The following is a 12,303-nucleotide window of genomic DNA, read 5'->3' on the forward strand; positions in this document are numbered from 1 at the left end:
ATATTTTATATATTATTTAGAAGTTTTTTATTTATTGTTATATAATTAAATATATGACTATTTTGCTACTACATATATAAAAATAAATTTATGAAGGTGATTTTAATGAAAACTATTTCTAAACAAGAATTAGAAAAAACACTTGAGAAACATTATTTATGGCTTAAAAACAATAATGCTGGAGAAAAGGCAGATTTAAAAGAATTAAGATTAGAAAATATGGACTTAAGAGGATACTGCTTAAGTAATATTGACTTTTCGTGGTCTGACCTTATCAATTTAAATTTAGAAAAAGCAGATTTAGAAAACTCTATTTTTAATAATTCTTATCTTTCGGATTGTTCATTAAAAAATTCTATATTAAAAAATGCAGACTTAAGTGGTGCAAGTTTTAGATTTTGTGACTTATCTAACTCAGATATTAGAGGAGCTAATTTAGAAAATTCAAATTTAGAACATGCTACTTTAAATGGAGTAATATCAGATGAAAGTACCCGTTTTTTTAAATTGTATTGTCCTGAAACAGGAGCATTTATAGGCTATAAAAAATGTTTTAATTTTAGAATGGTACAATTATTAATACCCAGCGACGCAAAAAGAGTGTCTGCTACATCAAACGCTTGTAGATGTGATAAGGCAAAAGTACTGTCAATTACTAGTATAGATGGTAAAGAATCTTTTAAAAGTGCTCGTGCATATGCTGATGAAAATTTTATATATAGAGTAGGAGAAACGATTGTAGCTGAAGATTTTAATGAAAATAGATGGAAAGAATCGACTACAGGGATTCACTTTTTTTTAACTAGAGAGGAAGCTATTGGTTATCTATAAAATGCTAAAGTTTTATAAATATATAAATACATAAACAAAATAACAAAAGAGTATAGATTGTAATTTCAAAAAAATTATAATCTATACTCTTTTTTCTATAGCACATAAGTACATTTTATTTCATAAATTATAATAAATTATTTATATCTGCACTATTGATTATTTGAGAAACTTTATCTATATGTTCTATCTTACTATCCAAACTGTCATAATACTTCTTACTCTCATCTCTATTTCTAAAAGAATAAACTTTTTTATCCAATTTTAAAGCCTCTTTTATAATATCTATATTCCTCTTATTTGTCTCTCCTACACTAAATCCTGTATCTATTATAATCTTGGAATCATTTAAATTTCTAATAGCCAAATCGAAACTCTCATCACTTATAGGCTCAAATGGATTTTCTGTAAACATCTTTATCCCCATAGTTCTACCAATTTCATAATCAATATCATTTTCATGTATTATTCCAGAATACAGACCTATACCTTTTTTAGTAAAAGCTCTATAAATTGGTGTTGCTTTACCCCCACCACCAATTATAAAAACTTCATTTTTAGATTTATTACTAATTTCTACTGAACCTAAAAGACTATTAAAGTTTTTATCATCCAATTCATAAAGCGAATTTATAATATCCTCATCTACTACATCTTCAGGCTGACCATAAGCTATGACTTTATTATTTTTTATAAGAGCAACTTTATCACAACTTTTTAATGCTATGTCTATTTCATGCAATGAAAGTATTACTGATATTGACTTTTCTTTACTTAATTTTTTCAGTATGTTTATGAGTTCCAATCTATGTTTTATATCCAAGTGAGTTGTAGGCTCATCTAATATAATTATTTCTGGTTCTTGAACAAGAGCCCTTGCAACCAACACCTTTTGTTTTTCTCCATCACTTAGTTCATCAAAATATCTTTTCTTTAAATGTAAGGCATCTACAGACTCCAATGCTTCATCTACCATTATTAAATCTTTCTTAGATAGACTCCCAAAAAATCCTGTATATGGATACCTTCCTATATTGACTATATCTTGTACAGTCATTAAATCACCTAATAATCTATTTGTAAGTACTAAAGCCATTTTTTTTGATAATGCTTTTCTTGATATACAATTTATGTTTACACCATTCAAATATATTTCACCTTTTATTGGTGATATAAGTTTAGATAAGGACCTTAATAGGGTAGTTTTTCCAGCTCCATTACTTCCCAAAAGACATAGTATTTCTCCATTTTTTACTTCTACATTTATATTACTTATAACAACTTTGTTATTGTATCCTACACTTAAATTATTAGTTTTCAACATGTCTAAGCCCTATCCTTCCTTTTCACCAATAACATTACTACAATTGGAGCTCCTAATAAAGATGTTATCGTACTTATTGGTAATTCTACTGGTGATAAAATTACTCTTGATATTAAATCACAAAGAGCTGTAACTATACTGCCTAAAAATATTACTACTGGTATCAAAACTCTATTATCTGATGTTTTAAATATCATTTTTGAAATTTGTGGCACTGCAAGTCCAATAAACCCTATAGGTCCTGCAAATGCTGATACTATTGCTGCTAATATACTAGATATAAATACTATCAAAACTCTAAAAAATCTTATATTTATGCCAATACTTTTTGCATACTCTTCTCCTAGTAAAAAAGCATTTAAAGGTTTTATTATGAATACAGTCATCAAAAGACCTAATATACCAACTATTATAAGTATTTCTACCTTTTCCCATGTAAATCCAGAAAAACTTCCCATAGACCACATAGTAAATTCTTTTAATTTATCACTATTTGCAAATGATTGTAACACATTTGTTATACCACTACATACATATCCGGTCATAATTCCTATTATTAAAAGAGTTGTTATATTCTTTACCTTATTTGCAAATAAAATGACTATAGACATTACAATTAAAGCTCCTATAAAAGCTGCTACAAATATACTCATTGAATTTACACTCTCAAATCCCAATGTGTATCCTCCCAAAATCATGAGAGCTACTGATAAAGTAGAACCCGAAGATACTCCTAATATATACGGTTCAACTATTGGGTTTTTAAAAAATATCTGTAATAAAATACCTGATACTGCTAGGCATGCTCCACCTACCATGGTTGCAAGTACTCTAGGGATTCTTATATTGTATATTATTTTATAATGTTCTGTATTATCCATACCTCTTAATACAACATCTATTACTTCTTTAAATTCAATTTTTACAGAGCCAAATGCTACACACACTAAAAAAGTAAGTATCATACTTATAATTAATACTATAAATATTGTCGTATTCCTTATTCTCATTTTATTGATAAAATCCATTTGTATACTCCTCTTAGCAAAGCTATATTAACTAAAATCTATAAAACCTATCTTTTTGTGTCCTCTCTGTACTATTTATCATAATTTATATAATGTTTGATTTTTTCACCTGTAGTACCTGGGTGGAACATCTCAACTAAATCTACTATTAATTCGTCTGTCTTATCTACTGATTGATAATAATCTGGAGCAAACACCCATAGGTTTCCGTTTTTTACAACATCCAAATCAGCCAATACAGGTGCACTAGATTTTATAGAATCTAAATTTGGTGCATAATCTGAACTTGATGAGTATACAAATATATCTGCATCTTTTGCAACTTCATGCAATTGTTCAATACTTACTCGCCCTTCATTTGAATCTATTGAAGCACATGCATTTATTCCACCAGCCATTTTTATCATATTATCCACATATGAATCTTTAGGAGCTATATAAGCACTTCCTTCATATACAGATGCCCATACAACTTTAGGTTTAGCTTTGTTTTTTATTTTTTTACTTACTTCTTCTACCTTTTGTACAGTTTTATTTAGTTCACTAGTAGCCATATCTTCTTTATCATAAAATGCAGCTATTAAACTTGTCCACTCCATTCTTCCAAATGGATTTTGCTCTTTATACTCATTGTCTACAACATAATTAAGCCCTAATTCTTTTAATTTGTCAATAAATTTTGTATCAGCCTCTGATAAACCACTACTAACTATAGTTAAGTCAGGATTTAAGTCTACTATTTTTTCATAATCTGGTGCTAAATTTGAACCAACGTAATGTATTTTTCCATCTTTCATTAAATCTTTAATTTCTTTAATAGTCCAGTACTGCTCTTCTGTTGTTACTGCTTTTATACTATCTAGTTCATCTATTGTTCTCAGAGAACAAGCCTGTGTTGTAGATGCTATTAATACATTGTCCACAGGCGTTCTAACTATATTAGCATTTTTATATTTTTCAGGAATTTTAATCTTCTTTGGGATTAAAATCAGTTCTCGATTATCTCCATCAGTTACTTTTTTAATTCCATCTTCTAAATCTTCAACACTAAATCCACTAGCATATTTTAATTCTAATTTCTTACCAGTACTAGCTTGTTTATTCTCTTTGTCACTTTTACTACACCCTATAAGACCTCCTACCATAAAAATTACCATAGCAATTAAAAAAAACTGCTTTAAAACATTTGATTTAAATTTCATCTCTTTCACTCCAATATCTTATTTTTTATGAGTGGCTAAAAAACTTTAATAATATATGCTTTTTAAAGTATACTTATTAAAGTTATCCTAAAGTCATCTTTAATAAGTATAACCTTTTAATAAAATAAAAAACTTCTCCTAATTTAATAAGGAGAAGTTCATATATCAACTTTACAAAAACGAATTGATACTTCATTTTATTATAAATTACAATCTCCACCCTAAATTGAACTTATATAATACTGGGCAGGTCTCCTGACTCACGGCTTTTCCTCCATCACCCTTCCCAAAATTTTTATAAATTTCAGTGGATTTTGATTTCGTATCCGTATACAGTAGCGGGGGCTGTAGTGAATTTTCATCACTTTCCCTATTAAACTAATATAGTACCCTAGTATTATTTTAATTTAATTTTTATTAAGATAATTGTAATTTATTGTTGACCTCTTTGCAAGGTTGATTTAACATATATTTAATTCATTCATCAATTTTTTAATTTCACATACTTGTTTTTCATTTGGTTTTACAAATGGAGCAGTCATATAATCACTTATTTGTAACCCTCTGATATTCATAGCTTTTTTCATTGCTGGTATAAATGGATTGGTTATTAAGTAAAAATCCATTGCTTTATTAATATATTTTTGAATTTCTATAACCTTCTCCATATCTCTATTATTGTAAGCTTCAGCCCATTTGGAGCAAACTTCTGGAATTAAATTTGATAATCCCCCTATACAACCTGCTCCCCCAGACATTAGATTATGTATAAAGTTTTCATCATAACCGCTATAAACCTTAAATTCTGGGAACTCTATTTTCATAGTATTTATTAAATCTCTGGTATGTCCCATCAAAGTTACTGTATCCTTATATCCAACTATGTTTTTATGTTTTCTTGCAAGTCTTAATGTAAGTTCTGGACTTAAATCATAACCAGTTCTATCTGGATAATTGTACAAATATATTTCAGCCTCTGTATTCTTAGCTATTTCACTATAAAATAACTCAATACTATCATCATCAAGAGAGAAATAATAAGGGCTTATTATCATAACACCATCTGCTCCACTATTATGTGCATAGTTTGAAAGTTCTATAGATTCATTTATACACATACGACTTGTACCTATAAACACTTTTACTCTCTTATTTACATGACTAGTTACTAAATCTATAAGTTCTTTTTGCATATCCATAGACATATTAAAGAACTCTCCAGTACTTCCCATTATGACTAGTCCATCTACACCTCCATCTATAAGATGGTCATACACTTTTTTATTACCTTCTTTATCTAAATTTCCTTCTTCATCAAATATTGTAACAACTGGTGTCAAAAATTCTGCTTTCATAATTTAAACTCCTAAAATTTATTTTAATATGTTCATTAATACATCAGATTTAGCTTTAATATTAATTATATTAAAACAGTTACTTAATGTAATTTTTTAAAATTCCAATACTCTCAATCTCACATTCAACTACATCTCCACTACTCATATATCGAGGAGGTGAAAATCCCATCCCTACTCCAGAAGGTGTTCCAGTAGCTATAATGTCTCCAGCCTCTAAGGTCATACCTTTTGAAAGTTCTGAAACTATGTCTGAAACGTCTGATATGAATAATCCTGTATTAGAACTTTGTCTTTCTTCACCATTTACCCTACTACATACTTTAAGTTTTATAGGAAAAGGAACTGCACTTTTATGTAAAATACATGGACCTAAAGAGGTAAATGTATCTAATCCTTTTCCTCTAAACCATTGAACATGTTCTTTTTGCAACTTTCTAGCAGAAATATCATTTATAACAGTGTAACCAAAGATATAATCTTCTACCTCTTCTTTTCTAATATTAACACCTGTTTTACCTATTACTACTCCAAGTTCAACTTCATAGTCTAGTTGATTATTTATCTCAAAATGACCATCTATCTCATCTTCTGGACCTATTGCCTTTGTCACACGTTTTGTAAAATAAACCGTTTTTTGTGGTTCTTCAAAACTATCATCAAAGTGAGTTTGAGTTTCTTCAAGATGGTCTTTATAGTTCACTCCCACACATAAGATATCATGTATTGGTTTTTCTATAGGAACATGTACAGTACATCTCTCTCTTTTAAAAACATCATAATTATAGAATGTACTTTCATTTATAATAGTTTTCAACTTAATAATATCTTCACTAGATACATTTTGAATTAATTCATTTAAATCCTTAAAATTTCTACTGAGATTTAAAGAGTTAACATCTATAATAAATAATTCATCTTTAGAAAAAACTCCAGTTCTTTTACATTCATTTTCTCCTTCAGTAAAACTTACAAACTTCATAATCTCACCCTTTATTAAAATTCTATGTATTTATTTTCTTACTTAAAGATTATACATAGTTGCATACTCTAGCTATTGCCATTTCAGTATATCCAAGGGACTCTGCTTTTGATTGTTTTCCATTTGCTACATCTACAACCATATTTAACAAATCATCTGTTAATTCTTCCATTGTTTGTGGACCATATATAACTGGACTAGCATCAAAATCCATATTATCTTCCATATTTGCAAAAGTTATTTTATTTCCAGTTATTTTTATTACTGGTGCTATTGGATTTCCTGATGGTGTTCCTCTTCCTGTACTAAATACCACTATTTGTGCTCCTCCTGCTACCATACCAGCAACAGATGAAGCATCATTTCCAGGGGTATCCATTATAACAAGGCCTTTCTTATCAATTTGTTTGGCATAATCATATACTTCACTTATTTGTCTATGACCACCTTTATGTATACAACCAAGTGATTTTTCTTCTAAACTTGTTAAACCACCAGCTATATTTCCAGGAGATGGATTACCTTCTCTAACTTCTTCTCCAACCAATTTTAATGAATTTTCATATCTATGTACTATATGTAATATTTTTTCTTTTACTTCTTCATTTACTGCTCTCCTAGCTAGTATATGCTCTGCACCTATAAATTCAGTAGTTTCACTTAAAATTGATGTTGCTCCTAAATCGACAAGTTTATCACTTAATTCACCTATTAATGGATTTGCTGCTAATCCACTTGTTGGGTCAGACCCACCACATTCAGTTCCTAGTATAAGTTCAGATATTGGAAATTCTTCTTTTCTAAGCAAAGAAGCTTCTTGTGCCATTTCTCTAGCATAACGAACAGCTTTTTCTATAGTTTTTAAAGTTCCATGTTCTTCTTGTATTACAAGAGTTTTTATTGGCTTATTTGTTCTCTCTTTTATTGCATCAACTACCAAATCATTTTGGCAATTTTCGCATCCCAAAGATACAACTATTACACCATATACATTTGGATTTGCTGCATAACCAGCCATAACATCCATAGTTAATTGTTGGTCTGAATGTACTTGTGAACATCCATTCTGATTATTAAAGGTAACTGCCCCTTGAACTTGTGATGCTATTATTCTAGTTGTATCTGATGCACACACACTCGTAGGCAAGATTAATATGTGGTTTCTTATACCAACTCTTCCATCTGGTCTTTTATATCCATAAAATTTCATACTGATTTCCTCCTAAAATAGTCTATATACTTTTTATAATTTTTATATATTATAATTTTTATTACACTCACTAATCAAACAGCTAAAAACCTATTTAAAAACTATTTGACACTAAAAGCAATGAATACAACTTTTATAACTCTATAAATATTATTTTATATATTAGTCATAACTTGTTTATCCAAATCCTCTCTAACACTTCTAACATTATGAATATGTACATGTTGACCACTTTTTATTTCCTGATTTGCTTCTCCTATATGTTCACCATATTTAGTAACTTTATCACCTTTGGCCATATCTTTTATAGCCAATTTATGATAAATAGTTATATCATCTAGTGCTGTAATCGTTTTTACTGTTTTGTCTTTTAATTTAAAACTAATTTCACTACCTTTAGCTATTGCTTCAATAGCTACTGCAACATTATCTTTTTCATCAATTATCACTGCATTTATCATTATTCTTGCTCTCCTTTATAAATAATATAATTTTATTAATATCCTAAAATCTAATTAAAGAATTTATTATTTTACCAACAACTCACTGTAATATAAATTAAGCTGTTATTGTACCATCCTCATTTTGTTTTGGGAACTTAGGACATCCATACTTCTTAGCCCACCAACTAGTTATAAGAGGTACTAATATTGCAGTGACAACTACTGCGGCTGCCACTTGTGTTGTAGCTGTTGCAACATATGGTTGCCATGATGGGTCAACTAATGCAACAGCAGCAGGTACAGCAATTGCATTTCCAGCAGTTGTAGCTACAGCCCATCCTGCATATCCTGGACGTTTTCCTATAAATTTATCACAGAATACTATAAATATACCTCCTACAAATACAGATATTAATCCAAGTAATACTCCTGATAAACCTCCTTTTAGTATACTTGCAAGATTTATGCTACTACCAAGTGCAAACCCTACAAAAGGTACGAGTAAATTACACCCTGGCTCTAAAAACTCTTTCATTTTTTTGTCAAAATTTCCTATTATCATACCAACAAGTATTGGCACTATTGCAGCCAATAATGACAACAATGGTACATTTGCAAGACCTGAAGTCCCAAGAGCTATTAATGTAAAAAATGGTCCATCATTTAAAGTAAGTAAACTCATAGTTGCACAATCTGTTTCATCTCCATATGAAGTCATCAATGAAAGATATATACTACCATTACTATTTGTAACTGCACTTATAACAGCCAATGTTGTCAGACCAAGGACACCATCCATTCCAAATAGCTTTCCTATAAGTATACCTATCAAAGCACCTATAGCAAATTTAGAACCAAGAAGTATACCACCTCTCTTTAAAACTTTTGGCATTTCTCTAAATTGAAGCTGAGTTCCCAAGCATACCAGTTGAACCCCAATTATAGTTGCAGACCCAACACTTGAAAATACTGCTGTCGTAAACGAACCTATTTGTACAATATCTGGGCAAAAGGTATTAATGAAAGCTGCTATAAACATTGGCACTATCATCATACCTGCAGGAATTTTTTTAATAAAATCCATTATCATAAAGTTAATCCTCCTAAAACATGATATTTAATTACTCTTATTAAGTTTTTAGCTTTAATTCTAACGGCCGTTTCGGTTCGTATTTAAGAACTAGATTTTTAATTACGAATCTTTGAATTAATGATAGCATTTTCCTATTTATGAGTCAATAAAAAAAATAAATTTTTGTCAAAATTTTTTCAAACTTTCTGATAATACCTTGTATATTATCAAATGACTTCCTTATATGCAAAAATACAGCGTATTTAAAATTATATAGTATTCAAAACTATAAAGTTTTTATACAGTGTAAAAAATAGATAAAATATAAGTTCATAATATTTTGATATTTACATATAAAAATCACTATTGCATATATTTACTTAAATTATATAACTAAATATCACTTACTTTCTTTAGGTATATTTTGGAAATTAGTTATTCCTTAATGTACAGCCTAAAAAAATATCTATCTGTATCTAAATCAAGAGCTTATTTATATATAAATTTACATATTTATTTTCTACATTGTAAAATATCGTATAGTGTGCTAAAATCAACATATTCTAATACTTTAAATTAATAAAAAGAGGGGGAAATTTATGACTTCAGATAATCATCGCCCAACAGCTAGGATATTAGATATTTTAGAAGCATTAGCAGAATCCGAAAATGGATATACTCTTACAGAAATAGCAGATGTTATCAATGCTCCAAAAAGTAGCATCTTTCCTATAGTTCATACACTTAATGCTAGAAAATACATTACTATTGATAAAAACACATCCAAATATTCTATAGGGATACGTTCTTACACATTAGGGTCTTCATTTTTTGAAAAAAGAACTATTTTTAACTATATAATTGACGAAATGACTAATATAGTTAATTCCTGTTCTGAAACTTGTCAGCTTGGTATACTTGACAATAATGAAGTTCTTTATATTGGAAAAGTAGATTCTCCAGAACCAATTAGACTTATTTCTTATGTTGGAAAAAAAATACCTGCTAATTGTACAGGTCTTGGAAAAGCTCTTTTATGTGATTTTGACAAGGAAAAACTAATAAGCTTATATCCAGATGGTCTAAAAGGTTTTACAGAAAAATCAATTACAGATTTTGATGTTTTATACGACCAGCTTCTTGAAGTTCAAAGAACACAAATAGCTTCAGAGTGTGAGGAATCAATGGAACACCTAAAATGTCTTGCCGTACCAATAAGAAAAAATGGATGTATAAGAGCTGCTGTTAGTGTAACACTGCCTTTATTTAGAGCTAATGACGAAAAAATAGAACTGATAAAAAAATTACTCTTAAATGCTCAGAAAAATATTCAATCAATGATGGAAGAACGTAATGAAGACATTGTAATAAATTAGATTAATATTCTGTATATGGAAGATATCAAAACATAATAATTAAAAATTTTGTTTTAAACTAATGTATTTATTTGATTTATACTATAAAAACAAAGTTGCTGATTTAACTACAGTAACTTTGTTTTTTTTTATAATATTTTTTATATTTTTATTGACATGATAAAAATACTATGTTAAATTCTAATCATAATCGTAATTACGAATTAAGTTCTTATATAAGAACCAGCAACCCTATCTCAATCTAAGATACGATATATTATGAGTAAATTAGTGAAAATTGTTAGATATATATTTTTACATAAAAATCAATGAAAATAAAAGGAGATTTTAGTTATGAGCATTTATTATGTACCACCAATAAATTTACTTGGGAAAGGATGTCTTAATGAAGCTAAAGATTCAATTAAATCATTAGGAACTAAAAAAGCATTTATTGTTAGTGATAAATTTCTAGTTTCAAATGGTACTGTAAAAAAAGTAACAGATATTTTATCTCAGATAGATGTAGACTTTGTTGTTTATGATGAAGTTAAACAAAATCCAACTGTAACTAATGTGAATAAAGGACTTAAAATATTGAAATCAGAAAATTGCGACTTCGTTATAACTATAGGAGGTGGTTCTCCACAAGACTGTGGTAAAGCTATCTCTATATTAGCCACTAATGGAGGAGATATTAGAGACTATGAAGGTATCAACAAAACTTCTAAAAAATGTCTTCCTATCATAGCTATAACTACTACTGCTGGTACATCTGCTGAAGTTACAATAAACTATGTTATAACTGATGAAGACAGACATGTAAAGATGATAATGGTTGATACCAATTCACTAGCTACAATGACAGTAAATGACCCAGAATTAATGATTAGCAAACCATCTAATTTAACAGCAGCAACTGGTATGGATGCACTAACTCATGCTATAGAAGCTGTAGTAGCTAATGGTGCTTATGATGTTACAGATTCAACTGCCTTATATGCTATAAAGCAGATATTTAAATACCTTCCAAGAGCTGTTAAAAATGGTAATGACATAGAAGCTAGAGAACAAATGTGTTATGCTTGTTTTTTAAATGGAATTGCCTTTAGTAATGCAGGTCTTGGAAATGTACATGCTATGGCTCATCAATTAGGAGGTTTATATGATTTACCTCATGGAGTATGTAATGCCATGCTACTTCCAATAGTTGAGGAGGAAAATGCTAAATCAGCCCCTGCCAAATTCCGACCAATAGCTGAAGTTATTGGAATGGATGTAAATAATAAATCAGATAAAGAGTGTGTTGACTTTGTAATAGATAAGATAAAAGCTCTTTCTGAAGAGGTTGGAATCCCAAAATCTTTAAAAGATGTAGGTGTTGATAATCCTAATTTTGAATTGCTTGCAGAAAACTCTATGAAAGATGCTTGTGCTGGTGCTAATCCTGTTTTCTTTGATAAAGATAAGATTATAGAATTGTTTATGAAAATATCTTAAT

The 12,303-nt window shown here is 29.1% G+C and carries 11 protein-coding genes and 1 riboswitch; of the genes, 3 read left to right on the forward strand and 8 right to left on the reverse strand.

All coding sequences use genetic code 11. The features are described 5' to 3' along the window. The first annotated feature begins 105 nt into the window (after positions 1–105). On the forward strand, positions 106–831 hold the full coding sequence (locus tag CDIF1296T_RS15450; protein WP_009898087.1) for a pentapeptide repeat-containing protein: 726 nt from the start codon (positions 106–108) through the stop codon (positions 829–831). A gap of 127 nt (positions 832–958) precedes the next feature. Here CDIF1296T_RS15450 and CDIF1296T_RS15455 read toward each other — a convergent pair whose 3' ends face one another. From CDIF1296T_RS15455 to CDIF1296T_RS15490, 8 genes are all read right to left on the reverse strand, one after another. Continuing rightward, positions 959–2,155 carry an ABC transporter ATP-binding protein gene (locus CDIF1296T_RS15455; RefSeq protein WP_004453865.1) on the reverse strand — a complete coding sequence of 399 codons (1,197 nt, stop codon included), beginning with the start codon at positions 2,153–2,155 and terminating at the stop codon, positions 959–961. 2 nt (positions 2,156–2,157) lie between these two features. Beyond that, complete coding sequence (locus CDIF1296T_RS15460) at positions 2,158–3,183, reverse strand: FecCD family ABC transporter permease (protein WP_004453864.1); 1,026 nt, start codon at positions 3,181–3,183, stop codon at positions 2,158–2,160. Positions 3,184–3,254: 71 nt separating this feature from the next. Beyond that, the gene (locus CDIF1296T_RS15465; RefSeq protein ID WP_009891301.1) at positions 3,255–4,385 is read right to left on the reverse strand and encodes an ABC transporter substrate-binding protein; all 1,131 of its coding nucleotides are present in this window, start codon (positions 4,383–4,385) and stop codon (positions 3,255–3,257) included. Positions 4,386–4,613: 228 nt separating this feature from the next. After that, a riboswitch (cobalamin riboswitch) is annotated at positions 4,614–4,795 on the reverse strand. Between the two features lie 51 nt (positions 4,796–4,846). Continuing rightward, positions 4,847–5,740 (reverse strand): dihydrodipicolinate synthase family protein, encoded by an 894-nt coding sequence (locus CDIF1296T_RS15470; protein ID WP_003439840.1) that lies wholly within the window; start codon positions 5,738–5,740, stop codon positions 4,847–4,849. A 79-nt stretch (positions 5,741–5,819) separates the two neighbouring features. After that, positions 5,820–6,722: a fumarylacetoacetate hydrolase family protein gene (locus CDIF1296T_RS15475; protein ID WP_003439841.1), complete on the reverse strand. Its 903-nt coding sequence runs from the start codon at positions 6,720–6,722 to the stop codon at positions 5,820–5,822. 49 nt (positions 6,723–6,771) lie between these two features. Continuing rightward, the gene (locus CDIF1296T_RS15480) at positions 6,772–7,932 is read right to left on the reverse strand and encodes a UxaA family hydrolase (protein WP_003439842.1); all 1,161 of its coding nucleotides are present in this window, start codon (positions 7,930–7,932) and stop codon (positions 6,772–6,774) included. 155 nt (positions 7,933–8,087) lie between these two features. Then, positions 8,088–8,393 carry a UxaA family hydrolase gene (locus CDIF1296T_RS15485; RefSeq protein WP_003439843.1) on the reverse strand — a complete coding sequence of 102 codons (306 nt, stop codon included), beginning with the start codon at positions 8,391–8,393 and terminating at the stop codon, positions 8,088–8,090. Positions 8,394–8,490: 97 nt separating this feature from the next. Further along, on the reverse strand, positions 8,491–9,465 hold the full coding sequence (locus tag CDIF1296T_RS15490) for a 2-keto-3-deoxygluconate permease (RefSeq protein ID WP_003422586.1): 975 nt from the start codon (positions 9,463–9,465) through the stop codon (positions 8,491–8,493). Positions 9,466–10,046: 581 nt separating this feature from the next. Between CDIF1296T_RS15490 and CDIF1296T_RS15495 the strand changes: the two genes are divergently transcribed. Next, positions 10,047–10,823, forward strand: coding sequence for an IclR family transcriptional regulator (locus CDIF1296T_RS15495; protein WP_003439844.1), 777 nt, complete (start codon positions 10,047–10,049; stop codon positions 10,821–10,823). Positions 10,824–11,156: 333 nt separating this feature from the next. Then, the gene (locus CDIF1296T_RS15500; protein ID WP_009898088.1) at positions 11,157–12,302 is read left to right on the forward strand and encodes an iron-containing alcohol dehydrogenase; all 1,146 of its coding nucleotides are present in this window, start codon (positions 11,157–11,159) and stop codon (positions 12,300–12,302) included. Position 12,303: the final 1 nt, after the last annotated feature.

Origin of the sequence: Clostridioides difficile ATCC 9689 = DSM 1296, from assembly GCF_001077535.1 — a bacterium.
Classification (GTDB): domain Bacteria; phylum Bacillota; class Clostridia; order Peptostreptococcales; family Peptostreptococcaceae; genus Clostridioides; species Clostridioides difficile.

Excerpts from the sequence above, each read along its gene's own strand:
- CDIF1296T_RS15450 (WP_009898087.1), top strand. The coding sequence starts at position 106 with ATGAAAACTATTTCTAAACAAGAATTAGAAAAAACACTTGAGAAACAT.
- CDIF1296T_RS15455 (WP_004453865.1), bottom strand. The coding sequence starts at position 2,155 with ATGTTGAAAACTAATAATTTAAGTGTAGGATACAATAACAAAGTTGTT.
- CDIF1296T_RS15460 (WP_004453864.1), bottom strand. The coding sequence starts at position 3,183 with ATGGATTTTATCAATAAAATGAGAATAAGGAATACGACAATATTTATA.
- CDIF1296T_RS15465 (WP_009891301.1), bottom strand. The coding sequence starts at position 4,385 with ATGAAATTTAAATCAAATGTTTTAAAGCAGTTTTTTTTAATTGCTATG.
- CDIF1296T_RS15470 (WP_003439840.1), bottom strand. The coding sequence starts at position 5,740 with ATGAAAGCAGAATTTTTGACACCAGTTGTTACAATATTTGATGAAGAA.
- CDIF1296T_RS15475 (WP_003439841.1), bottom strand. The coding sequence starts at position 6,722 with ATGAAGTTTGTAAGTTTTACTGAAGGAGAAAATGAATGTAAAAGAACT.
- CDIF1296T_RS15480 (WP_003439842.1), bottom strand. The coding sequence starts at position 7,932 with ATGAAATTTTATGGATATAAAAGACCAGATGGAAGAGTTGGTATAAGA.
- CDIF1296T_RS15485 (WP_003439843.1), bottom strand. The coding sequence starts at position 8,393 with ATGATAAATGCAGTGATAATTGATGAAAAAGATAATGTTGCAGTAGCT.
- CDIF1296T_RS15490 (WP_003422586.1), bottom strand. The coding sequence starts at position 9,465 with ATGATAATGGATTTTATTAAAAAAATTCCTGCAGGTATGATGATAGTG.
- CDIF1296T_RS15495 (WP_003439844.1), top strand. The coding sequence starts at position 10,047 with ATGACTTCAGATAATCATCGCCCAACAGCTAGGATATTAGATATTTTA.
- CDIF1296T_RS15500 (WP_009898088.1), top strand. The coding sequence starts at position 11,157 with ATGAGCATTTATTATGTACCACCAATAAATTTACTTGGGAAAGGATGT.